The organism is Mesorhizobium sp. B283B1A, from assembly GCF_020165735.1.
Taxonomy (GTDB): domain Bacteria; phylum Pseudomonadota; class Alphaproteobacteria; order Rhizobiales; family Rhizobiaceae; genus Mesorhizobium; species Mesorhizobium opportunistum.
Genome location: NZ_JAIUIQ010000004.1, coordinates 22,865 through 48,953, shown reverse-complemented (window position 1 = coordinate 48,953; position 26,089 = coordinate 22,865). Strand labels below are relative to the sequence as shown.

Below are 26,089 nucleotides of genomic sequence, written 5' to 3'. Positions count from 1 at the left end.
ATTCAATGACAGATCCAGGCTGGGCAATGAAAGGAGAGCTCGTACTCTCCTGCAATTGCACGGTTTTTTGCCCTTGCGTGTTGTCGCTTGGCAGTCATCCGCCAACCGAGGGCTGTTGCCAGACCTGGGCGGGTTTCCGTATCGATGCCGGTCATTTCGGCGAGGTCGACCTCTCCGGCCTCAACCTGGGGCTGGTCATGGAAATCCCCGGCTACATGAGCCGCGGCAACTGGACCGCGGGCCTGTTCATCGACAAGCGCGCCTCGATCTACGCCGTCAAGGCGCTGACCAAGATCTTCACCGGCAAGGCGGGCGGGACAACGTCGCTGCTGTCGATCCTCGTCGGAAAATTCCTGGGCGTCGAACAGGTCCCGATCACCTATGAGACGCGGGACAAGACGCGCATCTTCCAGATACCGAAGATCATCGACGGGGCGGTGACGCCGATAGCGGGCAAGGATCGCGAGAAGGATACGGTGATCAGCAATTCAGAATACTGGATCGCGCCGGAGATCATCGTGGCCAAATCCGACAAGAGCAAGATGCGGGCCTTTGGCCGCAACTGGAATTTTGCAGGCCGCTCGGCCGAAATCTGCAAGCTGGATTGGCGGGGCCCGTGAGCAAGAACACAACGCCCAGGAATTTGGCGCCCAGGAATCTGGCGGCCAGGAATTCGGCGGCCAGGAAAGCCGCGAAGAAGATCACGGACCGGATTCCGCGGCCAAGGAAGAAGGTCACCTGGCCGCAGGCAAGGGCGTTCTCCGTCCATCTGCTGACGGCCTCGGGCTCGTTCCTTGCCTTCCTATCGCTGGTGGCGGCGAGCGAGGAGCGTTGGACGGCCATGTTCTGGTGGCTTGGGCTGGCGCTGTTCGTCGACGGCATCGACGGGCCGATCGCCAGGAAGCTCGAGGTCAAGGAAATCCTGCCGACCTGGTCGGGCGAACTGCTCGACAACATCATCGACTACGTGACCTATGTGCTGATCCCGGCCTTCGCGCTTTACCAACGCGGCTTCATGGGCGAGGGCCTGTCGTTCCTGTCGGCGGCGATCATCGTCGTCTCCAGCGCAATCTACTATGCCGACACCGGCATGAAGACGAAGGAGAATTTCTTCAAGGGGTTCCCCGTCGTCTGGAACATGGTGGTGTTCACGCTGTTTGTCATCGAGCCGGGACAATGGGTTTCGTTCGCGGTGGTGGTGGTGGCCGGCATCCTGACCTTCGTCCCGATCAATTTCATTCACCCGGTGCGGGTGGTGCGGCTGCGGCGCATCAATCTCACAATGACGCTTTTGTGGTGCGCTTTCGGCGCGCTTGCGCTTGCTCAGGCGGCTCTCGCGGCCTTCTACGACCAGATCGGCGTGCTTGGCGAACAGGTCGGCACGTTCACCAAGATCGGCATTTCCGTTACCGGGCTTTACCTCGCCTGTATCGGTGGCATCATGCAGTTCTTTCCAAATCTTGGTGCCAAGAAGGCCTGACCAGCCCACGTCTCGAGGAAGCCCATCCATGTCCAAAGCGATCCGCATCCACGCCCATGGCGGCCCGGAAGTTCTGACCTACGAGGATGCCGATCCCGGCCAGCCGGGTTCGGGGCAGATCCTGGTCAGGCATACGGCGATCGGTCTCAATTTCATCGATGTCTATCATCGCTCCGGCCTCTATCCGCCGCCGGGCGGATTTCCGCTCATTGCGGGCAGCGAGGCCGCCGGGGTGGTGCTGAAGGTGGGGCAGGACGTCGACTGGCTGAAGCCGGGCGACCGGATCGCCTATGCGGTGACGACAGGTGCTTATGCCGAGGAGCGCGTCATCGATGCCAGCCGGGTCGTCAAGGTTCCGGATGGCATCAGCGACGAACAGGCCGCGGCAATGATGCTGAAAGGCATGACCGCCGAATATCTCCTGCGCCGGACCTTCAAGGTGAAAGCAGGCGACACGATCCTGTTTCATGCCGCAGCCGGCGGCGTCGGGCTCATTCTCGGCCAATGGGCGAAACATCTGGGCGCAACCGTCATCGGCACGGCAAGCTCGGCCGACAAGATCGAGCTCGCCAGGGCACACGGCTTCGACCATGTCATCAATTACAAGGAACAGGATTTCGTCGCCGGCGTCGCGGCCATCACGGGCGGCAGGAAATGCGACGTCGTCTACGATTCAGTGGGCAACGATACTTTTCCGGCCTCGCTCGACTGCCTGAGGCCGCTCGGCATGTTCGTCAGCTTCGGCCAATCCTCGGGACCGATCCCGCCATTCTCGATGTCGCTGCTGGCCCAGAAGGGCTCCTTGTTCGCCACGAGGCCGACGCTGTTCGTCTACAACGCAAAGCGCGAGGACCTTGACGCCTCGGCGGCGGCCCTGTTCGAGGTGGTGCTGAGCGGCGCCGTCGAGATCAAGATCAATCAGCGTTATGCGCTGAAGGATGCAGGCAAGGCGCACTCGGATCTCGAAGGCCGCAGGACCACCGGAACGACAATTCTCGTTCCTTAGTCCCGCCAGCCTTGTTATCCCTTGAATTTCCGCTGAAATTCTTGAAGCTCTTTCAAGACGCGTGCCGCTTTCCGTTGAGAGCCGGCGGCGCCTACCATGCTTGCGGGAACACAGAACATATCCGGCAATACGGATGGGAGGCACTGTGAGTGCAAATCATGATGGGGCGAACCTGCTCGAGGTTCGTGGCCTGACCAAGATATTCGGCACACTGACGGCGTGCGATCATATCGATCTCAACATCGCCAGAGGTGAAATCCACGCGCTGCTCGGCGAGAACGGGGCCGGCAAGTCGACGCTGGTCAAGATGCTGTTCGGCTCGCTGGAACCCAATTCCGGTGAGATTTTCTGGAACGGCCAGGCGGTCCGGATCACCAGCCCGGGTGCTGCCAAAAAGCTCGGCATCGGCATGGTGTTCCAGCATTTCTCGCTGTTCGAGGCGCTGACGGCGGCCGAGAACATCGCGCTGTCGCTGGATGACGGCTCGCCGATCAGCAGCATCGCCGCCAAGGCGAGGGCGCTTTCCTACAGCTACGGCCTGCCGCTCGATCCTGAATCGCTGGTCGGCGACCTGTCGGTCGGCGAGCGCCAGCGCATCGAGATCATTCGCTGCCTGCTGCAGACGCCGCAACTCATCATCCTCGACGAGCCGACCTCGGTGCTGACGCCGCAGGAGGCCGACAAGCTGTTCGAGACGCTGGAGCGGCTGCGCGCGGAAGGCAAATCGATCCTCTACATTTCGCACCGGCTGGAAGAGGTCAAACGCATCTGCGACCGCGCTACCGTGCTGCGGCACGGCAAGGTGGTCGGCCACTGCAACCCGCGCGAGGAGACGGCGTCATCGCTGGCCCGCATGATGGTCGGCAACGAGGTGCAGGCCGTGGTGCGCGCACCGGTCGAGGGGATCGACACCGCGCAGCCGCTGCTCGAAATCCGCAACCTCACCCGCAAACCGGCAACGCCGTTCTCCATTCCGCTCAAGAACATCAGCTTGAATGTCCGCGCCGGCGAGGTGATCGGCATCGCGGGCGTCGCCGGCAATGGCCAGGGCGAGTTCTTTGAATCCGTTTCCGGGGAAGTCCTGCAACAGGATTCTGCCTCGGTGCGCATCCGCGGCAAGGATGCCGGTGGCCTCACCATCACCGGGCGGCGGCTGCTGGGCGCCGCCTTCGTGCCGGAAGAGCGCCTCGGCCATGGCGCGGCACCGCGCATGAAACTTTCGGAGAACCTCCTGCTGTCGCGCCATGCAACCGACGGCAAGGCCTTTGTCGGCACCGGCGGCATGGTGAAGAGCGCTGCTGTCTACGCCGCCGCCCAACGCATCATCGAAGCGATGGATGTGCGCAAGAGCGCGCCGGATCCAGAAGCCGCGGCACTTTCGGGCGGCAATCTGCAGAAGTTCATCGTCGGCCGCGAACTCGACCGCCGGCCCAGCGTCATAGTGGTCAACCAGCCGACATGGGGTGTCGATGCCGGTGCCGCCGCTCACATCCGGCAGGCGCTGATCGAACTGTCGCGCAGCGGATCGGCGGTGCTGGTCATCAGCCAGGATCTCGACGAGCTGTTCGAGATATCGGATGCCATCGCGGTCATGCACAATGGCGAACTTTCCAAGCCGCTGCCGATCGCCGAAGCAACTTTCGAGAAGATCGGCTTGCTGATGGGCGGTGCCGAGCCCGGCCACGCCGAACACACGCTGGAGACGGCATGATGCGCCTCGAACTCGTCAAACGCCCGCAGCGCTCGGCGCTGTTTTCGGCACTTTCGCCGTTCATCGCCTTCGCGCTGACCATCATTGCCGGCGCGGTTCTGTTCGCGCTGCTCGGCGTCAACCCGCTGACCGCGTTCCGCATCTATTTCATCGAGCCGATCAGCCAGGTCTGGCAGTTGCATGAGCTGGCGATCAAGGCGGCGCCGCTGATCCTGATCGGCGTCGGCCTGTCCGTCTGCTACAAGGCCAACATCTGGAACATCGGCGCCGAAGGCCAGTTCGTCTTCGGCGCCATCTTCGGCTCCGCCATTCCGGTGCTGTTTCCGCAATTCGAAGGGCCGCTGGTGCTGCCGCTGATGCTTCTGCTCGGCATGGTCGGTGGCGCGGCCTATGCGGCGATCCCGGCGCTTTTGAAGACCAGGTTCAACACCAACGAGATCCTGACCAGCCTGATGCTGGTCTATGTCGCCCAACTCTTCCTCGACTGGCTGGTGCGCGGCCCATGGCGCGATCCACAGGGCCATGGTTTTCCGCAGACGATCCAGTTCGGCGACTCGGCCATTCTGCCGGAACTGATGCCGGACGCCGGACGCGCCAATTGGGGTTTCGTCTTCGCGCTGGTAGCCGCGGTGCTGATCTGGTTCCTGATGGGCCGCATGCTGAAAGGCTTCGAGGTCCGCGTGCTCGGCTCCAGCCCGAGGGCAGGGCGCTTCGCCGGCTTTGGCCTCAGCCGGATGGTGTTCTTCGCCTTCCTGCTGTCGGGCGCGCTGGCAGGTCTTGCCGGCATCTCGGAAGTTTCCGGCGCGATCGGGCAATTGCAGCCGGTGATTTCGCCCGGCTACGGCTTCACCGCCATCATCGTGGCGTTCCTTGGCCGGCTCAATCCGCTCGGCATCGTCGCCGCCGGCCTGGTGCTGGCGCTGACCTATCTCGGTGGCGAGGCGGTGCAAAGCGCGCTCGGCATTTCCGACAAGGTGGCGCGCGTCTTCCAGGGCATGCTGCTGTTCTTCGTGCTCGGCTGCGACACGCTCATCCATTACCGCATCCGCCTGATCGGCCTGGCGCTGACGAAACAGGAAGCTCCTGCAAAGCTCGAGGCCGCGCCAAAGTTGAAGGAAGCCCGCTGATGGACATCACCGTCAACATCCTCCTGACCATCGCCACGGCGGCGACGCCGCTGTTGATCGCGGCGATCGGCGAACTGGTGGTCGAACGTTCCGGCGTGCTCAATCTGGGCGTCGAAGGCATGATGATCATGGGCGCGGTCGGCGGCTTTGGCGCCGGCTACCTGACCGGCTCGCCCTGGATCGGCCTTTTGGCGGCGATCGCCATGGGGGCGGCGTTTTCGCTGCTGTTTGCCGTCATGACGCTGTCGCTGGCCACCAACCAGGTGGCGACCGGCCTGTCGCTGACGCTGCTCGGCCTCGGCCTCTCCGGCATGATCGGGACCAGCTTCGTCGGCCAGCCCGGCGTCAGGCTGCCCAATCTCGATATTCCCGGCCTCAGCTCCATACCCATCGTTGGCAGGCTGCTGTTCGGCCAGGACCCGATCTTCTACATCTCGATCGCGCTGACGGCCGCCGTGATGTGGTTCCTGTTCAAGACCCGCACCGGGCTGACGCTGCGCTCGATCGGCGACAGCCACACCTCTGCGCATGCGCTCGGCATCAAGGTCATCCGCTACCGCTACCTCTCGGTCATCTTCGGCGGCGCCTGTGCCGGCCTCGCCGGCGGCCATCTGTCGCTGGTCTACACGCCGCAGTGGGTCGAGAACATGAGCGCGGGCCGCGGCTGGATCGCGCTGGCGCTGGTGGTGTTCGCGTCATGGCGCCCGTGGCGGGTGCTGGCCGGCGCCTACATCTTCGGCGCGGTGTGGATCGGCCAGCTTCATGCACAGGCTTTTGGCATTCCAGTGCCCTCGCAGATGCTTTCTTCTCTGCCCTATCTGGCAACCGTCGTGGTTCTCGTTCTAATCTCGCGCAACAAGCGTCTGACGATGATGAACACGCCGGCATCCCTGGGGCAGCCATTCGTTCCGGATCGTTGACAATAATAAAAAACAGGAAGCTCCAAGGCTTAACACAGAGAGGTAACACAATGAAAAAACTGCTTATTGCCCTGATGACGACGACAGCGGCTTTGTCGCTGGCGGTGTCAGCTGAGGCTGCCGACAAGTTGAAGGCCTGCTGGGTCTACACCGGCCCGATCGGCGATTTCGGCTATTCCTACCAGCATGATCAGGGCCGGCTCGAAGTCGAGAAGGCGCTCGGCGACAAGGTCGAAACCGCATATCTGGAAAACGTCTCCGAAGGCCCCGATGCCGACCGTGCCTTCGAGCGGCTGGCGCGTGAAGGCTGCAAGCTGATCTTCGGTACCTCCTTCGGCTTCATGGACGCCGAAGTGAAGGTCGCCAAGAAGTTCCCGAAGGTGATGTTCGAGCACGCCACCGGCTACAAGACCGCTGACAATCTCGGCATCTACAATGCGCGCTTCTATGAAGGCCGCTACGTGCTCGGCCAGATCGCCGCCAAGGAATCGAAGTCCGGCGTCGCCGGCTACATCGTTTCCTTCCCGATCCCGGAAGTGGTGATGGGCATCAACTCCTTCATGCTCGGCGCGCAGTCGATCAACCCGAACTTCAAGGCCAAGATCGTCTGGGTGAACTCGTGGTTCGATCCGGGCAAGGAAGCGGATGCCGCCAAGGCCCTGTTCGACCAGGGCGCCGACATCATTGTCCAGCACACCGATTCGACCGCCGCCCTGCAGGTGGCCGAGGAGCGCAAGCTGCACGGCTTTGGCCAGTCTTCCGACATGATCAAGTTCGCGCCGAACGCGCAGCTGACCTCGCTGACCGACGAATGGGGTCCGTACTATATCAGCCGGGTCCAGGCGGCCATCGACGGCACCTGGAAGCCGGACAATGTCTGGCTCGGCATCAAGGACGGCGCGGTGAAGCTTGCGCCCTACACCAACATGCCCGACGACGTGAAGGCGATGGCCGAGGCGACCGAGAAGAAGATCGCCGGCGGCTGGAACCCCTTCACCGGACCGATCGCCAAGCAGGACGGCTCGGCATGGCTGAAGGACGGCGAAGTCGCCGACGACGGCACGCTTCTCGGCATGAATTTCTACGTCAAGGGTGTCGACGACAAGCTGCCGCAGTAAGCTTGCACGGATCTCGAACGGAAAAGGGCGCCGCGCGGCGCCCTTTTTCATTCGGCGGGTTGGGTTCGGCCGGGGGCCGTCCGATATCTTGCCAGCACGGTTTCCACTGCGTGGCCAAGCCATGTCTTGAGCAGCCGTTGGGCGGGCCGTTCCCAGTAACGCCAGACCGCCCAGGAGGCGGCGAGCAGAACCGCGATGCAACCGAACGCCGCGAGCCATTTGCCAACCAACGGTGCGGCGGCATCGATGGCGAGATAGCCAATGTTCTGGTGCAGGAGGTAGAGCGGGTAGGTCAGCCCGCCGAGCGCCATCGTCAGAGCGGACGGCCTGACATGATTGCGCAGCAGGACCGCGCCGATCAACGCGCCATGCATGACGACATTGGCGGCCCAGAGAGGGCGCTGCGAAACGGCGAGGCCATATTCGTTCAGCATCCAGTGCTGCGTCACCGAAAGCGTGCCGCAGGACAACAGGAACGCTGCGCCAAGCAGCAGCAACGCCGGCCAAGACCGGCCGTGTGCATGCAGATGGTGGACCAGCACGCCAGCGGCGAAAAACGGGCCGAACTCGGTGATGAACAACAGCCTTGCCGCGTGACTGCCGACGAAGAATTCGTTCAATGCCGATATCGCCAGCCAGACGAAGATCAGCCCAAGCTTGCGCTTCTGAAAAACGCCGGTGAGCAGGGCCAGCGTGACCCATCCGTAGAAAACCAGTTCAAGCACGATCGACCAGTAGACGCCGTCCATGAAAGGCTGGCCGAGGGCCGGCGCGAACATCGACACGTTGGCGGCATACTGCCTGAGAGAGGTTGCAAACAGCGGTGCGCCGACCGAAGCGATGACGATGAAGGTAATCGTCATGCAAAACAGGAAGCCTGGATAGAGGCGAACGAAACGGGCGATCGCAAACTGGTACCAGCTGCGGGTTTCCGCCGACCACGCGATGACGAAGCCGCTGATCAGAAAGAACAGATTGACGCCGAGATAGCCGTAGATGGCGAATGGCGCGGCATCGGGATAGCCTACGGCAAGTACACCTTCGGCGGCCGCGCCACGAAAGAAATAGTGGAAGAGCACAACGGCAAGTGCCGCGGCCAGCCTGAGCAGGTCCAGCGTCGCGATGTAATCCTGCCCGGCAGGTCTGGTATCCATCCGAATTCCCGCATTTATGGTCCTGAGACCATAGTGCGGATCGCGGCTCAGCGGGTTAAGAGGCCTGAACCATCGCGAAATTTGGTAAATGGCGGCAGAAGCATCCGACCGGGAGCAATTGTCTGTTACGCAGTTCCGTGACCGCCTTCACAGACGCATTCGCCTTTTTACTTACATGCTCATCTTGCGACCCGGACAAAATTGGCCGGCGTTACGAACGTCAGCAGGAGAAAGTCTTATGCAATTGAATAAAAAGCTCCTAGCCATTATTGGCAGGCGAATTCCAGCCATCTATGACGTCATTCCGCGCGGACCACAGGGGCGGCTTGCACAAATCGCCCTCAATCCTCAGCCGCTCCCGCCTCACGAGCTGGGTGCCGCCATAGCCGACGAATTCGTGCGCCACGCATGGATCGCCGAGCGCGGCGGGCAAGACATGAAAGGGGTGCTGAGCGACCTCGATGATTGGTGCCCGACGCCGCCAAAGCTGCCGAAGCTGCCTCCGTGGTGGGGACCGTTTCCGGAGCCCGAGCCGCGGCCCGAGTGGTTCGTGGATTACCATCTGGGATTTGCCGCGAGGCTGTCGGTGATCGAAGGCCAGTCCGCCGGCTCGCGGCTGGACAAGACCCTCAACCAGGGCATCGACCGGTCCCTGTCTGCAATCGAGGACGTGAAGCTCTGACGAAAACATTGCCAAAACGAGGGCGCCGTAAAGGCGCCCTTTCGGCAGATCGAGGCTGTCAGACCGCCGAACCGTAGAGATCGTAGGCGTCGGCACGGTCGATCTTGACGGTGACGATGTCGCCGGCGCGCAACGGACGGCGCGACTGGATGTGGACCGAGCCGTCGATCTCGGGCGCGTCGTATTTGGTGCGGCCCTTTGCCGATGTGCCGTGCGCTTCGTCGATCAGCACCGGCAGGCGCTTGCCGACTTTCTTGGCGAGCTGCGTCGCCGAGATCTTCTGCTGGCGCTGCATGAAACGATGCCAGCGCGCTTCCTTGATCTCCTGCGGCACCTGTTCGAGGCCGAGATCGTTGGAGCGGGCGCCCCGGACCGGCTCGTATTTGAAGCAGCCGGCGCGGTCGATTTTTGCCTCGTCCAGCCAGTCGAGCAGCATCTCGAAATCGTCGTCCGTCTCACCGGGGAAGCCGACGATGAAGGTCGAGCGGATGGCGAGATCGGGGCACACGTCGCGCCAGCCGCGGATGCGCTCGAGCGTCTTTTCGCCGTGCGCGGGCCGGCGCATGTTCTTCAGCACCTGCGGCGAGGCATGCTGGAACGGGATATCCAGATAGGGGAGGATTTTTCCCTCGGCCATCAGCGGGATGACGTCGGCGACATGCGGGTAGGGGTAGACGTAGTGCATGCGCACCCAGATGCCGAGCTTGCCCAGTTCCTGCGACAAATCGAGGAATTTCGCTCGCACTTCGCGATCGCCGAACATCGACGTCTGGTACTTGATGTCGATGCCGTAGGCGCTGGTGTCCTGCGAGATGACGAGCAGCTCCTTGACGCCGGCCTTGGCCAGCTTCTCGGCCTCGCGCAGCACGTCGGCCGCGGGCCGCGAGACGAGATCGCCGCGAAGAGCTGGAATGATGCAGAAGGTGCAGCGGTTGTTGCAGCCTTCCGAAATCTTGAGATAGGCATAGTGGCGCGGCGTCAGCTTGACGCCCTGCGGCGGCAAAAGGTCGATATAGGGATCGTGCGAAGGAGGAGCGGCCTCATGCACGGCGGCCATGACGCTCTCATAGGCCTGCGGCCCGGTGATCGCCAGCACGTTGGGATGCTTTTCGCGGATCACGTCCGGCTCGGCGCCGAGGCAGCCGGTGACGATGACCCTGCCGTTTTCCGACAGCGCGGAACCGATGGCGTTGAGCGACTCGTCGCGGGCGGAATCGAGGAAACCGCAGGTGTTGACGACGACAAGATCGGCGCCGTCATGCTTGCGGGCGATCTCATAGCCCTCGGCGCGCAACCGCGTGATGATGCGCTCGGAGTCCACAAGGGCCTTCGGGCATCCAAGGCTGACGAAACTGACGCGGGGGGCGGACATAGGCAAGTTTCCAATGGGGGTACGGGCCGAAACGGGTCCGGCCTCAAGTCGCTATAGATGTCGGTCTGAGGCGCTTGGCACAAGCCAATACGCGCGGCGCAATAGCATGGCTTGCCTGATCAAGCAAACCGGCCGACAGGCCAGTTCGTTGCGAAACGTCGCGGGCAGGGCTGCTCTCGCAGCGGTTAGTGGCCGCCTCCCGGTCCAAACCAGGGCGCCAGGAAGGCGAAGTGATCGGGGAATTGCTGCACGGCGCCATCAAGCAGCATCTTCACCGCGACGTAGAGGATGATCGCCAGGCCGATATAGGCGATCCAGCGGTATTTGTGCAGCAGGCGCGCGACAAACGACGCGGCAAAGCCCATCAGCGCGATCGACAAGGCCAGCCCGATGATCAGCACCGTCGGATGGTTCATGGCCGCTCCGGCCACGGCCAGAACGTTGTCGAGCGACATCGAAACGTCGGCGATGACAATCTGCCACGCGGCCTGCGAGAAGGTCTTGCTCGGTCCCTTGCCGCCAATGACGCCGTCCTTGTCGAAGTCGCCATTCGACAGCGCCTCGGTCGCGTCGCGCTCCTGCTCGTGGCTGACGCGCAGTTCCCGCCACATCTTCCAGCAGACCCAGAGCAGCAGCAGGCCGCCGGCGATGAGCAGAATGGGGCCGATGGTCAGCAGCCATTGCGTGATCAGGGCGAAAAAAATGCGCAGAACCGTGGCCGCCGCGATGCCGACGAGAATGGCCTGTTTGCGTTGGTTGGCGGGCAGGCCCGCCGCGGCGAGGCCGATGACGATGGCGTTGTCGCCGGCGAGCGCAAGGTCGATAGCGATGACCTGGAGAAGAGCAGATAAGCCCGCGGCAGTGAATATTTCCATCGACCAGGAGGCCCTTGCTCGTTCGTGCCGAGTGTTCGTCGTCGACTGTCCAGACGGGCCTAAAGGCATGGTCCGCTGGCGTCAAGACGCAGCAATGGACAACGCTTGAAACCACTTTCGTGGCCGTGGCATTACAGGGGTGTCAGCAATCGGCGGCGGACGAGCTAGTCGTAGAGATTGTACTTCGCCCAGTCGGTCTCGGGAATTTCGTCACCGATCCGGTAGCGGAGCTGGAGAACTTCCATATGATCCGGCCCGGTCTGGCATTTGAATTTCAGCCGGTACCATTGTCCCTTGCTGCGGAACGCCGCACCCGAGCTCTTGATCGCGTCGGCGCTCATCTCGGGCGTCGCGAAGGCATAGGCAACGACACGGTCGGCCTTGAACTTGCGATCGTCATGCGTGATCCGGTCCAGGACCTCGGCGTCGCAGCGCTGTTCGAGGCGGGTTTGCGGATCGAGCTTCATCAGTCCGGCACGCAATGCGTTGTCCATCGCGCTGGCCGGAAAAGCCAGCGCCAGGGACGCGATGGCCATCATGCAGGGTCTATTCATGGGCGGGACTAGCAGCATATTTTATCTGACAAATCAACCAAGCGGGGCGCTTCATGCTCGGCAAGCGCCCGCTTTCAGGGAGTCGGCGCAATCAAAATCTCGTGTCGGACTTCATCATGCGAAGCCTGCGGCCAACGGACCAGCGAAGCGCGGCCGGCATCGGTGAGACCGTAGAGACCGCGGTCGACACGCGCGAACCAACCATAGACATTGTGCTGCAGAATCTTCGGCGCGATCGGTGTCAAGGTCTTCAGGTCGCGCGGCCGCTTGGGTCCATCCATCATCGCGGCGGCGCAGGTGAGGGCGCTCTGGCGGTAGGCGGTCATGATCGGATTGCGCGTTCCGCCGCCCACGACCGGATCGCCGCGACGGCGCTGGTGCTCATCGACGATCCGGGACCGTTTGCGCGCATTCTTGCGCGGCGCCATTGCGACCGGGCTGAGCAGCACCTCGACCCGGTCGTTCGCGGTCACGCCGAGCAGGCCGAAGCCGAGCCGGCGGCAGAGATTGCGGAACCTGGCGTCGCTTTCGCGCCCCTTGCCGCGCGCCGACATGCGTGCCGCCAGCCACACTTCGTCGCAGGCGGCCGCACGGTCGACGCCTTGCAGCACCAGTTCCAGATTGAACTGCAGCTTCAGCTCGCAGATGACCACGACCGGCGGTTCACCCTCGCGCAGCGCGACGATGTCGCAGCCGCCGATTTCCCCTTTCACGACGAAGTCGAGACTTTCGAGGAACCGCTTCACCGGCGCATAGAGTGAGGTCTCGTTCATGCCGCAAGACTTAGCCGATTCGACGCAAAATGCTTGCCCGTGGAAAGGCGCCCTGGCCTCGAGGCAATCAGGCGATGCCGCCAATGTCGGGCAAGACCGGCGGTAACGGGCTGTGCTCCGTCGATGTCGGCTGCCGGGCTTCGGGGCCTGGCGCCACGCGATCCGATGGTTTCTTGCGGGGCATGAACGGATAGCCGACCTGGCCGAAATAGGTGGACGGGATCGGATCGTCGACGCCGTATTTGTCGGGCACCTTGTCGCCGGTGGCATTGTAGGTGCCGAACACCACATCGAGCAAAGGCAACTGCCCGGCGAAGTTCTTGTCATAGGCTTCGCGCTGGTTGGCATGGTGCCAGCGATGGAACTGCGGGCCGGCGATCAGCCACTTCAAGGGGCCGAACGGAATCCGCAGGTTCGAATGAACAAGCATCGTGTGCCCGAGATAGATAAGCGAAAAGACGGCGATCGCGCCTTCCGAGAAGCCAAGCAGAAGGATCGGCGTCAGCGATATCGCCTTGGTGACGATTGCGTCGACCGGGTGGGAGTGGAAGGCCCCGAGCCAATCCAGTTCCTCAATGCCGTGGTGAACCGCGTGGAACTTCCAAAGTGCCGGGATCTTGTGAAAGGCCCGATGCGCCCAGTAGACGCCGAAATCGGTGATCAGGATGATTTCGGCAACCTGGAGCCAGATGGGCTGGCCACTGACGGCCTGCGGTAGCGATTGCGGGATGAGGATTGCAGCGACGCCGAGGACACCCGCCGCCATGATGACCATGGCCATTTTGATGATGAAGGCGTTGAACATCAGATAGAGCAGATCGACACCAAGGCCCTTGCGGAAGATCTTCTGCGGCCGCTCGGCGAACAGATGTTCGAACGGAATGAAGATCAGCGCGCAGATCAACAGCGTCTTGATGCCAAAGATGTCCATTCGCCCGCCTATCGCCTTGTCTTTCGGCAGCGCCTCCAGCGCTTGCGATTTGCGAGAGAACCACATCTCTCCTTTCCAAAGGCTTGATGCCGATCTCCCGGTTATGCCGGGCATGGAGCAGCCGCTCCCGCCTGCGTGTCACATTGGTGTCGCACGCGGGCGATATATGGGGAACGCGCGGTCGACGAACGCAGCGTTACGCGCGTCCTCCCAGGACTAACCCCACCGGTCCCTGCCGGCGGGGTTTTTCGTTTCAAGGCCCATGTTGATCAAGAACCATGTTGGCGGCCGCGAGTTGTCCTTGCTATCGTGGCATTGCAGTCAGCAGGGGATGCCCATCATGGACGCAAATGAAATGAGTGCGATCGGTGACACCCTCATGAGGGTCGTTACGCCCGACATGTCTCCCAAGCAGCTCGTCAAGGCTGCCAAGAAGGAGCATCCCGGCGCCTCGAAGAAGGATATCGCCAGGGCGGCCTTCTTTTCGATCATCGCAAATGCGGATCAGGACATGGGCAAGGCGAGGAACCTGCAGGCATTTGCCATCGCCGAGCGCACCCAGAGATCCGACTGAGCAAATCGGACCGTCGCCGCACCGCAACGCTCCTCATCGCCGCGGATACGCCGCCCGGCCGGCGCCAAGCGCGAGCTTCAAGAGACCGTGTGGTCCAGGAGTTTGGTGGTCGGGTCACGACGGTGTTCGGAATTGGCGCGATCGATGCCTTCGACGGTGATCGCCATCGTCCCGTTCTCGATCCTCGCGATCCAACCCTTTGCCTTCATATACCAGAGATGAAACTCGAGATGCTCTCGCGGACAGCCTGACAGTCGTTCGAGCTCGACATCTCCAATGCCGGGATTGTTGACGTCCTGTCTGCGCTTTACATAAAGGAGCGCGAGCAGCCTGGCTTGAATGACGACGTCACGCTCCATGCCCTTGGTGTTTCCGGCTTCCTCGGACAACTCCCGGCTGAGCCCCGCATGGTCCTTGTACTGAATGTCGTACTGCGCACGTTTGACAGGGTCCTTGAGCGTGTTGTGGGCCTCTACGATTTCGCTGAAGCGTGCCTCATTGCCGGTGGCCTGATTGTCGGGGTGGTAACGCATGGCAAAATAACGAAACACCCGTTCCAATGTTTCGGAGTTGGCGTTTGGGCTGACTTCGAGAACTTCGTAGTAGTCAATGAACATAGCGGCGCTCCCTCAACGCAATCATATATTCATATTGGCTAAATAAAATAACGTCCAATGGACAAGTGCGGAACCAAAGCGGTTACGTCAGACCTTTGTTTACGGCTGTCAAGACTTTGGTCCGACGTCGATAGCCGGCTACCGCCTGGTGAAGAGAACGGTGGCCAGCACTGATTGGACGCGAGCGTTGGCTCATGCGTCGGTCTCAATGCTCCCGAATCAGCACAGGGGACCGGATGGGCGGCTGAGTATCGAGGAAAGCGTCCCGGTCTCGTCGTAGCGGTCTACGACGACCTACAACTTGGCAAGTACCGGTGCGATAAACGCGACTGCTTGTTGCCAATGCGTATTTTCGGGTGGAGGTCGTTCCTCCCCGCTTTCAAAATTTTTGTCGCTCCACCCGCATACATATGCCCGGGCCTGCGGATCGCGGACAATGAAGGCGATCAAGTTGGCCTGTAATGCAAGATAGACTGGCCGCCTTGGGTGACGGATGCCCGGCTTAGATAGGGCCTCATCCATGACGAACTTAGAGTAGGACCGTGCCGACATTATCGCCGCCGCCTGCCGGTAGGTAAGATTGCCAAGGGGCGGCTCACAGATTAGGCGTTCGATCGCGTCGATCTGGTTTTTGGTGGCGGGCGTGCCGTCATCGCCAGCAATCGGGACCGCGATGTCGGATATATGTGGGCGACCTATTCGAGGTTTCGTTGCGCCGCCAAAGAGCCAATCGAACAGACCCATGCCCCGGCCTCCCTGATGACAAATCAATCACAAAACCAGAAGGCGGGCAAATGGGGTGGTGGAGTGCGGCTCACCTACAACAAGCACTCACTCATGGCCTGCACGAGATCATTGTGGCTTTCAGGTCGGCGAGGATATCGCGGCCGAACGGAATCATCGTTCCTACCCTTCGAAATACCCCGGTTTTCGAAAGGATAATACCCGGCTTTCAACGGCATCAACCAGTGTCGAAATCGATCAATATGGATGCCTCGGCTTGACAAGACCATGCTTTTCCAGCGTCTTAGCGCATCAACTTCGATCGAAAAGCATGGGTATCTGGCGGAGGGAGTGGGATTCGAACCCACGGTGAACTTGCGCCCACGCCGGTTTTCAAGACCGGTGCCTTAAACCGCTCGGCCATCCCTCCGTCGTGATTTTTCAATCACTTGGATAGTGCGCTTCCGATGGTTTTCGCCTGCTGGCACCGGATTGGCACCGAAGGCATTCCCGACCGGTCGCTGTTCATTCCTGTAAAGCTGCATTGAGGGCCGCGTCAACCACCGCTGCGGTGCCTTCCTGCTGTACCGGCAGTTGGTCGGCATAAATGTTCAGCGCGACCGGAATGTTCAACGTGAACGACGGTTCGCTTGTCCGGCGCGGTCTTACACGGCTGAACAGCGGGCAAGGCAGGGCAAGGCCGAGAGATCTGGTGGGCTTTCATATCGAATAAAGTGTTCCGGAACTATTTTAGCACATGCTGATTGAAATGCGGTTCTGGTGAGAGTTCTGTACATGCGTGTGACGTTCGTCGTGGCAGCGAGATGACCGATCCCAATCAACCCCAAAAAGAGCGCCGCTTTCATGCTCGGCAGACCGTTCTGAAGGAAGGGACGATAGTCACCGAGAGTTCGACCATAAAATGCTCGATCAGAAACCAGCATGCTCACGGCGCGGAGCTGAGGGTCGACCCGAGCGCCATTGTTCCCGAACGCTTCATCCTCCTCGTGCCGGCGGACGATGCCCGGTACCGTGCGGCGCTCCGATGGAGACGAAACGACCGCCTGGGCGTGCAGATCTATTGAACCGTCCCTTGCGGGTGCCATGGTCAGGCTCGCTAAAGCTTACCCAGCTACAATAGGGGCCTCACAAGCGGAGGTATCCATGGTCTCGGCGATTGGAAGTCAGCATCGGCAAACACCGGAAACCCTACTGAAACCCGCAAAGACAGAAACTGGCGAAGGATTTGCGCCGGGCAAAAGCGCAGATAGCGTAGGACATCGCGCCAAGGCCATGGTCGCCGAAACAGGCGATACTGATCCTGGGGCCCAGGGGCGCGCCGCATCGACGATCGCCAGAATGGATATCACCGTTTTGACGCCGCCGAGCGAAGAGCCGCCTAGCGAAGAGCCGCCTTTGGAGTAGGCCATCGGCTCGATCAACGATATCGGTTTTACCACGTCAGGCAGTAAGGCGTGCCGCAACGGCATCGTTGTTCAGTCCGCCCAGAGCATCATGCCCCATGCGGTCACCCTTTTCCCGGCCAAATGCGTCGGGCCTTACGCGATCTGAAGCCGGTCGACAGATCCCGTGCCTGACAGGGCGATCAACCGTGCGGCGGCAAACGCGGCCAAAATCACGAAAATAGCCGTCATGTTCAGGAAGGCAGACGACGCAAAAATGCTTGCGCTCTGCTCATAACAGCTTGCGAATTCCATGACGTCTTACCCCTCTGGACCCATTGCATCATGATCCTGCTTCAGACGAAATTCAAGCAGATGCTAAAATATGCCGAGGCGGTCCGAGGCACAGCAAGGGGAAGGCCACAATCTTGCCCGGTTCCGGCCACAATCGGTTAATACCGTGATAAACAATTCCTGTGCACAAAGGATCGGGGTTTCAAGGCGTCGTTAGTGTTGTCGAGTGAGTGCTTTGGCTCCTCAGATGTTCAAACGACGGCGTTTTGAGTGAGACTGTAAGGGATTTCAGGAAAAATGCAGGCTACGACGCATCAGCGTCTTCGTCGCGCTTCCACGCTCACGCTGCTTGCCGCGTCGGCCGCCTTGCTGGCTGCTTGCGCGTCGCAGCCTGAGCCGAAGGGGATGGTCAATCCCAGGCATCGCTCCAAGGAGTATTTCGCCGAAACCGAATATGGCGTGAAGGCAAGCCCGCGTGCCGCCTTCATGCGGCGCGGCGGCGGTCGCGACCAGCTCGGCAAGCCCTACCAGGTGCGCGGCAAGTGGTACTATCCCAAGGAAGACAAGCGCTACGCCAAAGTCGGCCTGGCCTCGTGGTATGGCGACGCCTTTCATGGTCGGCTGACCGCCAATGGCGAAGTCTACGACATGACCCATCTGACCGCTGCTCATCCGACCATGCCGCTGCCGAGCTACGCCCGTGTCACCAACATCGAAACCGGCAGCTCCGTCATCGTGCGCGTCAATGACCGGGGACCGTATCACGAGGGGCGCATCATCGATGTCTCGGAGCGCGCGGCGCAGATGCTCGACTATGCCAAGGTGGGCACCGCGAAGGTGAAGGTCGAATATGTCGGTCGTGCGCCGCTCGATGGCGACGACGACCAGTATCTGATGGCATCCTACCATCCAGGCAACAGGATACCGGATCCGTCGGACGGCTTGCCAACCGGTGTCATGGTGGCCATGAACGGACCGTCGCCGAGCCTGCCGGTGGGTGTCGCCGCCGCACCGTTTCCGGGCCAGCTGACGAATTCCGGAGAGGCGTTCGCGGCGCAGCCGGCCCTGTCGGCGCAAGCGACCGCGTTCGGCGACGTGGTGCTGCCCGACTTCGGACCGATCGTGCCCGAGCGACCGGAGATCAGCCTGCCGCCGCAATCGCCGTTTGCCGTGGCTTCGCTGTCCTATGCAAATGAACGCGTCCAGCGTGCCGATGTCTTTGCCGCGCTGGACGACAGCGGCATGTCGCCGGCCGACATCCTGCGGTCGTGGAAGAAATCCAATCCGCAAGCATCACCGTCCAGTTCCGATTATGTCGCCGCCGGCACGTTCGACGATGCAGCTGAAGCCAAACGCGTGGCGGCGGCACTTCAACCCTTTGGCCGAACGGAGATCCAGCGTTCCGATCTCGACGGCAATGACTGGTATGCGGTCAATCTCTATCCGAATGGCCATGGCGGCCTGGACGAGATGCTGCAGGCGGCATGGTCGCATGGCGCGCCTGATGCGCTGGCCGTGCGCAACTGATTGCGAGAGCCGGTTTTCCGCTGAACAGTTGATCCGTCACAGTTGATCCGCCTTGGAAAAAGCCCCATAGTTTCACGGGCTTGCCGGGAGGAACCGGCCAACGGGTCGAATTTCATGCAGTTTCGCTTGCTTCAGCCTTTTGCCGGGTTCCTTCTTCTCGGCCTCCTGCTTTCTCCGGCCCACGCACAGCTTTTCGAGACCAAGGCCGCACAGGCCTTCATGATCGATGCCGACACCGGCACGGTGCTGTTCTCGAAGGATGCCGACAAGCCGATCCAGCCGGCCTCGATGGCCAAGCTGATGACGATGGAGGTGGTGTTCGACGCCATCAAGTTCGGACGCCTCAAGCTCGACGACACTTTCGTGGTGAGCGAGAACGCCTGGCGCAAGGGCGGCGCCCCATCTGGAACATCGACGATGTTTGCCAAACTCAAATCGTCCATCCGCCTGGAGGATTTGATCCAGGGGGTGACCGTGCAGGCCGCGAATGACGGCTGCATCGTCATCGCCGAAGGCATGGCCGGGTCCGAGGACAATTTTGCCGCGCAGATGACCGAACGCGCCCGCCAGATCGGCCTCAAGACATCGACTTTCGTCAATTCGACCGGCCTGCCGGCCGATGGCCAGCAGACGAGCGTGCGCGAGCTGACGCAACTCGCCCTGCATCTGTGGCGCGATTACCCGGATTTCTATCGCTACTACAGCCTGAAGGATTTCACCTGGAACAAGATCTCGCAGAGGAACCGCAACCCGCTGCTGGCGATGGATATCGGCGCCGATGGCCTGGCCGTCGGGGCGAGCGAGGCGTCGGGCTTCGGCATCGTGGGCTCGGTCAGCCACAACGGCACGCGGGTGATCGCGGCCCTGAGCGGGCTGGCCAATGACAAGGAACGCGCCGAAGAGGCGCGCAAGCTGCTCGACTGGGGCGTTCGCTCCTTCGAGAAAACCGAAATCTTCGCCAAGGACGAGGTGGTCGGCGAGGCCCAGGTTTTCGGCGGGGCGAAATCCGGCGTGACGCTGAAGGCGAAAGGGCCGATCGCCATCTTCCTGCCGATCACCAACCGCGACAAGCTGACGGCAAAGATCGTCTATAACGGCCCGGTCGCCGCACCCGTGGAGGAAGGCCAGCCGGTCGGCGCGCTGCGCGTCTGGATCGGCGACACGCTGAGCCAGGAGACACCGCTTTTCGCCGCCGAGTCGATCAGCGTCGGCACCTTGCCGCAGCGCGCGCTCGATGCCGTCAAGGAACTGGCGATCGGCTGGCTGCGATAGCACCGACAGCATGGACGTTTCCCCGAACGCGGACTATCTAGAGCGCAACAATCCACTCCAACATGGACAAAGGCCCTTTCGATTGGCGCGCGGATTTTTCATCACCTTCGAAGGCGGCGAGGGCGCAGGCAAGTCGACGCAGATCGAGCGGCTGGCGAGAAAGATGCGCGCCAAGAAGTATGATGTGCTGCTGACGCGCGAACCTGGCGGTTCTCCGGGCGCCGAAGCGGTCAGGCATGTCCTGCTTTCAGGTGCGGCGGAACCCTTCGGACCGAAGATGGAAGCGCTGCTCTTCGCCGCCGCGCGTTCGGACCATGTCGAGCAGGTCATCCGGCCGGCGGTCGAGCGCGGTTCCATCGTGCTTTGCGATCGTTTCCTGGATTCCTCGCGCGTCTACCAGGGTGTTACCGGCGGCATCGACCCGGCGTTCATGGCGACGCTGGAGCAGGTCGCCATCAACGGCATGATGCCCGACATGACGCTGATCTTCGACATCGATCCGGCAGAGGGTCTCAGGCGCGCGACGCTGCGGCGCGGCAGCGATGACGGCGCCGACCGCTTCGAAAAGGAAACGCTGGCCATCCACCAGACGCGACGCGCGGCCTTTCTGGCAATCGCCGCGGCCGAGCCGGAGCGCTGCATCGTCGTTGATGCGTCCGCCAAGCCCGACGCGGTGGAGGACGTCGTCACCGCCGTCGTGTTCGCGGCGCTGGAGGCGAGGGCGCCCACGCGCAACAGGCAGGCCGCACCGGTATGATCTTCGAACGCATCGCGCCGGAACAGCACGACACGCTGGACGGCGTGCCTGAACCGTCTGAAACGCCTCGTCTGGTCGGGCATCGGCAGGCCGCGGACATGCTCGCCGCCGCCTATCGCTCGGGAAAGCTGCCGCATGCGCTGATCTTCGCCGGGCCGGTCGGCATCGGCAAGGCGACGCTGGCCTTCCACCTCGCGCATCATTTGCTGAAGCACCCGGCCTTCGGGCAGGCGCCGGAAAGCCTTGCCGTTCCCGATCCGGCCTCGCCGCTGTTTCGCCAGATCGCCACTGGGGCGCATCCGGGCGTGCTGCATCTGACCCGTCCGCTGAACGACAAGACCAAAAGCTTCAAGACCGTCGTCACCGTCGACGAAATCCGCAAGGTCAGCCGCTTCCTGTCACTGACCTCGCATGACGGCAGCTACCGGGTCGTCATCGTCGACCCGGCCGACGACATGAACGCCAATGCCGCCAATGCTTTGCTGAAGAACCTTGAGGAGCCGCCGGCACGAACGCTGTTCGTTCTCATCGTCCACGCGCCAGGCAGCCTGCTGCCGACGATCCGCTCGCGCTGTCAGGTGGTGCGCCTGACGCCGCTCGATGCCGACGAGTTGCTGGCCGTACTGGAAACCGCCGAGCCGCCACCGCCGGACGATCCGGCCGCGCAGGCGGCGCTTGTCGAACGGGCAGGGGGCAGCGCCCGCAATGCCATCCTTCTCACGCAGTATGGCGGGCTGGAGATCGCCCGGACCCTCGATGGGCTGGTGGCGGCAGGCAAGAGCGACATCGGCGGCGCCTATCGCCTTGCCGAGGCCGTCGCCGGACGCGACCAGGCGATCCAGTTCGACATCTTCAATCGCCGTGCGCTTGATTTGTTGTCGGACGCGGCAAGCCAGGCCGCCCTGGCCGGTGACCTCACGCGGGCCAAAAACCTGTCGGACACTTGGCATGAGGCGCTGGACGCTATATCTGAGACCGACACCTACAATCTCGACAAGAAGCAGCACGCCTTGACCATGATCGACCGCCTGAACTCTGCGATGCGAATGTGACGGCCCCACCGGGATGGCAATCGCCATTCCGATGCGATATCCACCGCCACAGCTTCCATTCAGACATTCATGACGGTTCATTCATGTCACGCGACACATTCTACATCACGACCGCGATTTCCTATCCGAACGGCAAGCCGCATATCGGCCATGCCTACGAGTTGATCGCCACCGACGCGCTGGCGCGCTTCCAGCGCCTCGACGGCAAGCAGGTCTTCTTCCTGACGGGCACCGACGAGCACGGCATCAAGATGCTGCAGACGGCCAAGCGCGAAGGCATTTCGGCGCGCGAACTGGCCGACCGAAATTCAGCCGATTTCAAGCGCATGGCGGCTGCCCTCAACGCCTCCAACGACGATTTCATCCGCACCACGGAAGAACGGCACTACGCCTCATCGCAGGCGATCTGGAAGGCGATGGACGCCAATGGCGACATCTACAAGGGCGGCTATGCCGGCTGGTATTCGGTGCGCGACGAAGCCTATTACGGCGAGGAGGAGACGGAGGTCCGCGCCGACAATGTCCGCTACGGCCCGCAGGGGACCCCGGTCGAATGGGTCGAGGAAGAGAGCTATTTCTTCCGGCTGTCGGCCTATCAGGACAAGCTGATCGCGCTTTATGAAACCCAGCCCGACTTCATCGGCCCGGCCGAGCGCCGCAACGAGGTGATGAGCTTCGTCAAATCAGGACTGAAGGATCTGTCGATCTCGCGCACCACCTTCGACTGGGGCGTGCCGGTGCCCGGCGACGAAAAGCACGTGATGTATGTCTGGGTCGACGCGCTGACAAATTACATCACCGGTGTCGGCTATCCCGATGAAAAAGATGAGAAATGGCGGTTCTGGCCAGCCGATGCCCATATCATCGGCAAGGATATCGTGCGCTTCCACGCGGTCTATTGGCCGGCCTTCCTGATGTCGGCGGGCATCCCGCTGCCGAAGCGCGTCTTCGGCCACGGCTTCCTGTTCAACCGCGGCGAGAAGATGTCGAAATCGGTCGGCAACGTCATCGATCCCTTCACCATGGTCGAACACTACGGTCTCGACCAGGTGCGCTACTTCTTCCTGCGCGAAGTGCCGTTCGGCCAGGACGGCAGCTACAGCCATGAAGCGATCGTCAACCGCACCAACGCCGATCTCGCCAATGGGCTCGGCAACCTGGCGCAGCGTTCGCTGTCGATGATCGCCAAGAACTGCGGCGGTGCGGTGCCGAAGCGTGGCGACCTGACGGAGGCCGACAGCGCGATCCTGGATCAGGCGGTGGCGGCTCTTGCCACGGCCCGAAAGGCCATGGTCGGGCAGGGCATTCATCTTGCATTGGCGGCGATCTTCGATGTGGTGGCGGAAGCCGATCGCTACTTCGCCGGACAGGCACCATGGGCGCTGAAAAAGACCGATCCGGAGCGCATGGAAACGGTGCTGTGGACGACCGCCGAAGTGGTCCGGCGCGTGACGGTGCTGTGCCAGCCCTTTGTCCCGGGATCGGCCGCGAAACTGCTCGACCTGCTGGCGGTGCCGGCGGACAAGCGTGATTTCGAGCATGTTCATGCCGACCATGCGCTTGTGTCCGGCACGGCATTGCCCGTGCCGGAGGGCGTCTTTCCACGCTACGTCGAACAGCCGAGCGTGAACGCCTGATGCTTGTCGACAGCCACTGCCATCTGGATTTTCCAGATTTCGCCGAGGAGCGGGCGGCCATTGTCGCCCGCGCCAAAGCGGCCGGAATCGGCCGCATGGTGACAATCTCCACCCGCGTGAAACGGTTTCAGCAAATCCTTGAAATTGCGGAATATTTCGACGAGGTCTACTGTTCGGTCGGCACCCATCCGCACAACGCCGCCGAAGAACTCGACGTCACCACCGCCGATCTTGTCCGCCTGTCGGCTCATCCCAAGGTGGTGGCGATCGGCGAGGCCGGGCTCGATTACTTCTACGACAAGGCGCCACGCGATGCGCAGGCGCAAGGATTTCGCGCCCACATTGCCGCCGCGCGCGGGACCGGGCTGCCCCTGGTCATCCATTCGCGTGATGCGGACGACGACATGGCAGCCATACTCGAAGACGAAACAGGGAAGGGCGCCTTCCCCTTCATCCTGCATTGCTTTTCCTCGGGACGCCGGCTGGCCGAGGTCGGCGTCGCGCTCGGCGGCTATGTGTCGTTCTCGGGCATCCTGACCTTCAAGAATTCAGTCGAATTGCGCGCCATCGCCGGCAATGTCCCGCATGACCGCTTGCTCGTCGAAACCGACGCGCCATATCTTGCGCCGGTGCCGTTTCGGGGCAAGCGCAACGAGCCGGCCTATGTCGCGCAAACCGCCAAGGTGTTGGCTGAAACGATCGGCGTCAGCGAGGCTGAAATCGCCACGTCGACGACCAACAATTTCTTCCGTCTGTTCGGCAAGATGCCGCGACCTGTCGAGCAAAGCGCCTGAACGATGGCTGACCTGCTGCGCCTCACCATTCTCGGCTGCGGCTCGTCGCCGGGTACGCCGCGCATCACCGGCGACTGGGGCAATTGTGATCCGGACAATCCGAGGAACCGGCGCATGCGCACCGCTGTCCTGGTCGAACGAATCAAGGCCAATGGCAGCCGCACCACCGTCGTCATCGACACCGGACCGGATTTCCGCCAGCAGATGCTGCTGGCGTCGGTCAGGCGCATCGATGCGGCCGTCTACACGCACCCGCATGCCGATCATATCCACGGCATCGACGATCTGCGCGGCTTCGTCCTCGACCAGCGGCACCGGATCGATGTCCATGCCGACCTGCCGACAATGCTGCGGTTGCGCCAGGCGTTCGGCTATTGCTTCGAGACGCCGCCAGGCAGTTCCTATCCGCCGATAGTCGACGCCCATATCATCGATCACGCAAGGCCTGTCGTGATCGAAGGCGAGGGGGGCACCCTCACCCTCGAGCCATTGCCGCAGATCCATGGCGACATCATCTCGCTCGGTTTCCGCATCGGCGCGCTCGCCTATTGCCCTGATATCAGCGACTTTCCGGACGCCACCGTCGAGCGGCTGCGCGACCTCGACGTGCTGATCATCGACGCGCTGCAGTACAGGACACACCCGAGCCACCTGTCGCTTGGCCAGGCGCTGGAGTGGATCGAACGGCTGGCGCCCGGACGCTCTGTCCTTACGCATATGCATGTGCCGCTCGACTACGCCACGGTGACGGCCGAGACGCCCGATGACGTCGAGCCCGCCTACGATGGCATGGTGATCGAAATCCCTTATGAAACAGCGTGATAAGAACGCTTTCTCATTTGGCCGCTTGCTTCTTCAGTTGGAATATCAGCAGCGTGCCGATCCGCTCATAGCCCACGCGATTGTATAGCAGCGCTCCGGCGTGGATCGCAGCCAGCACCGAGCATGTCGACCCATTGGCCCGGTCGTCGCGCAGCATTTTCGACATCAGCGCCTGACCGATGCCGCGACGCCGGTGCGAAGGCTCGACATACATGGCCGCGCACCATGTGGCGCCCACGGCGTCCACGCTGCGCACGCGTCCAACGATGTCGTCGCCATCGACCGCCACATATTGGCGGAACGGCGCGCCGTCGCCGAGCAATTCGTCCGGGATCGGCCGCCTGCGCACGATCCTTGCCAACTGCGCCGCCCGTTCGGCTGTTGTCCGCACGCGTTCGATCGAGACGACTGCCGGCGGGCCTGGAATCGGCGGGCTTGGAATCGGTGGGCTTGGAATCCGGCGCAATGGCTGGACGAAGAAGCCTTCCGTCCGCAGCAGCCGATAGCCGAGAGCCTTGTACGCGGTTCGCGTCGGCCCATCCGGATCGTCGTTCGCGATCATGACGGACACGGTGAAACCCGGCCGCGCATGCTGCCGCACGATCGCATGGGCCTCCTGGGCGGCAACGTCATGGACGACCCATTCCTCACTCCGGTACTCGCGAGGGTTCTTGCGCTCGGCATCGCGCATCAGCCACAATGGCCCGACACGGCTGGCCTCATAAGGAAAGGTGCGGCTTTTGTCGGTGCTGTATCCGTGTACGAACACCTCGATCGCCGAATCCATCTCACGCTTCGCTGTCGTCATCCGCACAGCGTAGCGTTGGCCATTCACGCAAGGCAACACGCATCGATTGCCTCAAGCCCGTGAAATCAGCAGCAATTTCCAGCTGCTCGCCAACACGTCAGTTCCA

General features: G+C 62.1%; 28 protein-coding genes and 1 tRNA gene. 18 read left to right on the top strand and 11 right to left on the bottom strand.

Annotation, left to right across the window (positions count from 1 at the left end; translation table 11 throughout):
* The first annotated feature begins 5 nt into the window (after window positions 1-5).
* The 7 genes from LB577_RS04055 to LB577_RS04025 all read left to right on the top strand — a co-directional run bounded on the left by LB577_RS04055 (window position 6) and on the right by LB577_RS04025 (window position 7,362).
* The gene (locus LB577_RS04055; RefSeq protein ID WP_224685651.1) at window positions 6-620 is read left to right on the top strand and encodes a DUF1326 domain-containing protein; all 615 of its coding nucleotides are present in this window, start codon (window positions 6-8) and stop codon (window positions 618-620) included.
* Window positions 617-1,480, top strand: a complete 864-nt coding sequence (pcsA, locus tag LB577_RS04050; protein ID WP_051410439.1) for a phosphatidylcholine synthase — start codon at window positions 617-619, stop codon at window positions 1,478-1,480. The genes LB577_RS04055 and pcsA overlap by 4 nt, the downstream gene beginning before the upstream one ends.
* 28 nt (window positions 1,481-1,508) lie before the next feature.
* A complete protein-coding gene (locus LB577_RS04045) occupies window positions 1,509-2,486 on the top strand; it encodes a quinone oxidoreductase family protein (protein WP_224685642.1) in 978 nt (325 codons plus the stop codon).
* 133 nt (window positions 2,487-2,619) lie between these two features.
* The gene (locus LB577_RS04040; protein WP_224685641.1) at window positions 2,620-4,197 is read left to right on the top strand and encodes an ABC transporter ATP-binding protein; all 1,578 of its coding nucleotides are present in this window, start codon (window positions 2,620-2,622) and stop codon (window positions 4,195-4,197) included.
* A complete protein-coding gene (locus LB577_RS04035) occupies window positions 4,194-5,324 on the top strand; it encodes an ABC transporter permease (RefSeq protein WP_224685640.1) in 1,131 nt (376 codons plus the stop codon). Before LB577_RS04040 ends, LB577_RS04035 begins: the two co-directional genes overlap by 4 nt.
* Complete coding sequence (locus LB577_RS04030) at window positions 5,324-6,244, top strand: ABC transporter permease (RefSeq protein WP_023777300.1); 921 nt, start codon at window positions 5,324-5,326, stop codon at window positions 6,242-6,244. The genes LB577_RS04035 and LB577_RS04030 overlap by 1 nt, the downstream gene beginning before the upstream one ends.
* 50 nt (window positions 6,245-6,294) lie before the next feature.
* Entirely contained in the window at window positions 6,295-7,362 is a 1,068-nt protein-coding gene (locus LB577_RS04025) for a BMP family ABC transporter substrate-binding protein (RefSeq protein ID WP_023767712.1), read from the top strand.
* Window positions 7,363-7,409: 47 nt separating this feature from the next.
* Here LB577_RS04025 and LB577_RS04020 read toward each other — a convergent pair whose 3' ends face one another.
* Complete coding sequence (locus LB577_RS04020) at window positions 7,410-8,516, bottom strand: acyltransferase family protein (RefSeq protein ID WP_224685639.1); 1,107 nt, start codon at window positions 8,514-8,516, stop codon at window positions 7,410-7,412.
* 88 nt (window positions 8,517-8,604) lie between these two features.
* On the opposite strand from LB577_RS04020, the gene LB577_RS04015 reads away from it, so the two are divergent.
* Window positions 8,605-9,198 (top strand): hypothetical protein, encoded by a 594-nt coding sequence (locus LB577_RS04015; RefSeq protein ID WP_224685638.1) that lies wholly within the window; start codon window positions 8,605-8,607, stop codon window positions 9,196-9,198.
* A 58-nt stretch (window positions 9,199-9,256) separates the two neighbouring features.
* Here LB577_RS04015 and rimO read toward each other — a convergent pair whose 3' ends face one another.
* The 5 genes from rimO to LB577_RS03990 all read right to left on the bottom strand — a co-directional run bounded on the left by rimO (window position 9,257) and on the right by LB577_RS03990 (window position 13,769).
* Window positions 9,257-10,570 carry a 30S ribosomal protein S12 methylthiotransferase RimO gene (gene rimO / locus LB577_RS04010; RefSeq protein WP_023767715.1) on the bottom strand — a complete coding sequence of 438 codons (1,314 nt, stop codon included), beginning with the start codon at window positions 10,568-10,570 and terminating at the stop codon, window positions 9,257-9,259.
* Between the two features lie 185 nt (window positions 10,571-10,755).
* Window positions 10,756-11,445, bottom strand: coding sequence for a TerC family protein (locus LB577_RS04005; RefSeq protein ID WP_013895598.1), 690 nt, complete (start codon window positions 11,443-11,445; stop codon window positions 10,756-10,758).
* Between the two features lie 164 nt (window positions 11,446-11,609).
* A complete protein-coding gene (locus LB577_RS04000) occupies window positions 11,610-12,017 on the bottom strand; it encodes a DUF930 domain-containing protein (RefSeq protein WP_032927719.1) in 408 nt (135 codons plus the stop codon).
* A 56-nt stretch (window positions 12,018-12,073) separates the two neighbouring features.
* A complete protein-coding gene (locus LB577_RS03995; RefSeq protein ID WP_224685637.1) occupies window positions 12,074-12,772 on the bottom strand; it encodes a DUF2161 domain-containing phosphodiesterase in 699 nt (232 codons plus the stop codon).
* Window positions 12,773-12,839: 67 nt separating this feature from the next.
* A complete protein-coding gene (locus LB577_RS03990) occupies window positions 12,840-13,769 on the bottom strand; it encodes a sterol desaturase family protein (RefSeq protein WP_224685636.1) in 930 nt (309 codons plus the stop codon).
* Window positions 13,770-14,043: 274 nt separating this feature from the next.
* On the opposite strand from LB577_RS03990, the gene LB577_RS03985 reads away from it, so the two are divergent.
* A complete protein-coding gene (locus LB577_RS03985) occupies window positions 14,044-14,277 on the top strand; it encodes a hypothetical protein (protein WP_224685635.1) in 234 nt (77 codons plus the stop codon).
* A 77-nt stretch (window positions 14,278-14,354) separates the two neighbouring features.
* Here the strand turns inward: LB577_RS03985 and LB577_RS03980 are convergent, their stop codons facing one another.
* From LB577_RS03980 to LB577_RS03970, 3 genes are all read right to left on the bottom strand, one after another.
* Complete coding sequence (locus LB577_RS03980) at window positions 14,355-14,894, bottom strand: DnaJ domain-containing protein (RefSeq protein WP_023767720.1); 540 nt, start codon at window positions 14,892-14,894, stop codon at window positions 14,355-14,357.
* Between the two features lie 294 nt (window positions 14,895-15,188).
* Window positions 15,189-15,638 (bottom strand): hypothetical protein, encoded by a 450-nt coding sequence (locus LB577_RS03975; protein ID WP_224685634.1) that lies wholly within the window; start codon window positions 15,636-15,638, stop codon window positions 15,189-15,191.
* 319 nt (window positions 15,639-15,957) lie between these two features.
* Window positions 15,958-16,047 (bottom strand) — tRNA-Ser (locus tag LB577_RS03970).
* Between the two features lie 394 nt (window positions 16,048-16,441).
* Between LB577_RS03970 and LB577_RS03965 the strand changes: the two genes are divergently transcribed.
* Entirely contained in the window at window positions 16,442-16,702 is a 261-nt protein-coding gene (locus LB577_RS03965) for a hypothetical protein (protein ID WP_023769415.1), read from the top strand.
* Window positions 16,703-16,781: 79 nt separating this feature from the next.
* On the top strand, window positions 16,782-17,042 hold the full coding sequence (locus LB577_RS03960; RefSeq protein WP_224685633.1) for a hypothetical protein: 261 nt from the start codon (window positions 16,782-16,784) through the stop codon (window positions 17,040-17,042).
* A 134-nt stretch (window positions 17,043-17,176) separates the two neighbouring features.
* Here LB577_RS03960 and LB577_RS03955 read toward each other — a convergent pair whose 3' ends face one another.
* Window positions 17,177-17,335: a hypothetical protein gene (locus LB577_RS03955; protein WP_023769414.1), complete on the bottom strand. Its 159-nt coding sequence runs from the start codon at window positions 17,333-17,335 to the stop codon at window positions 17,177-17,179.
* A 276-nt stretch (window positions 17,336-17,611) separates the two neighbouring features.
* On the opposite strand from LB577_RS03955, the gene LB577_RS03950 reads away from it, so the two are divergent.
* The 7 genes from LB577_RS03950 to LB577_RS03920 all read left to right on the top strand — a co-directional run bounded on the left by LB577_RS03950 (window position 17,612) and on the right by LB577_RS03920 (window position 25,175).
* Entirely contained in the window at window positions 17,612-18,841 is a 1,230-nt protein-coding gene (locus tag LB577_RS03950; protein WP_224685632.1) for a septal ring lytic transglycosylase RlpA family protein, read from the top strand.
* Between the two features lie 114 nt (window positions 18,842-18,955).
* Window positions 18,956-20,113: a D-alanyl-D-alanine carboxypeptidase family protein gene (locus tag LB577_RS03945; protein WP_224685631.1), complete on the top strand. Its 1,158-nt coding sequence runs from the start codon at window positions 18,956-18,958 to the stop codon at window positions 20,111-20,113.
* An 82-nt stretch (window positions 20,114-20,195) separates the two neighbouring features.
* Window positions 20,196-20,870 carry a dTMP kinase gene (gene tmk / locus LB577_RS03940; RefSeq protein ID WP_224685630.1) on the top strand — a complete coding sequence of 225 codons (675 nt, stop codon included), beginning with the start codon at window positions 20,196-20,198 and terminating at the stop codon, window positions 20,868-20,870.
* Entirely contained in the window at window positions 20,867-21,922 is a 1,056-nt protein-coding gene (locus LB577_RS03935) for a DNA polymerase III subunit delta' (protein ID WP_224685629.1), read from the top strand. Before tmk ends, LB577_RS03935 begins: the two co-directional genes overlap by 4 nt.
* 83 nt (window positions 21,923-22,005) lie before the next feature.
* Window positions 22,006-23,559, top strand: coding sequence for a methionine--tRNA ligase (gene metG, locus LB577_RS03930; protein ID WP_224685628.1), 1,554 nt, complete (start codon window positions 22,006-22,008; stop codon window positions 23,557-23,559).
* Complete coding sequence (locus tag LB577_RS03925) at window positions 23,559-24,353, top strand: TatD family hydrolase (RefSeq protein WP_224685627.1); 795 nt, start codon at window positions 23,559-23,561, stop codon at window positions 24,351-24,353. The genes metG and LB577_RS03925 overlap by 1 nt, the downstream gene beginning before the upstream one ends.
* A gap of 3 nt (window positions 24,354-24,356) precedes the next feature.
* Complete coding sequence (locus LB577_RS03920) at window positions 24,357-25,175, top strand: MBL fold metallo-hydrolase (RefSeq protein ID WP_224685626.1); 819 nt, start codon at window positions 24,357-24,359, stop codon at window positions 25,173-25,175.
* Window positions 25,176-25,188: 13 nt separating this feature from the next.
* Here the strand turns inward: LB577_RS03920 and LB577_RS03915 are convergent, their stop codons facing one another.
* A complete protein-coding gene (locus LB577_RS03915) occupies window positions 25,189-25,983 on the bottom strand; it encodes a GNAT family N-acetyltransferase (RefSeq protein WP_224685625.1) in 795 nt (264 codons plus the stop codon).
* Window positions 25,984-26,089 lie beyond the last annotated feature (106 nt).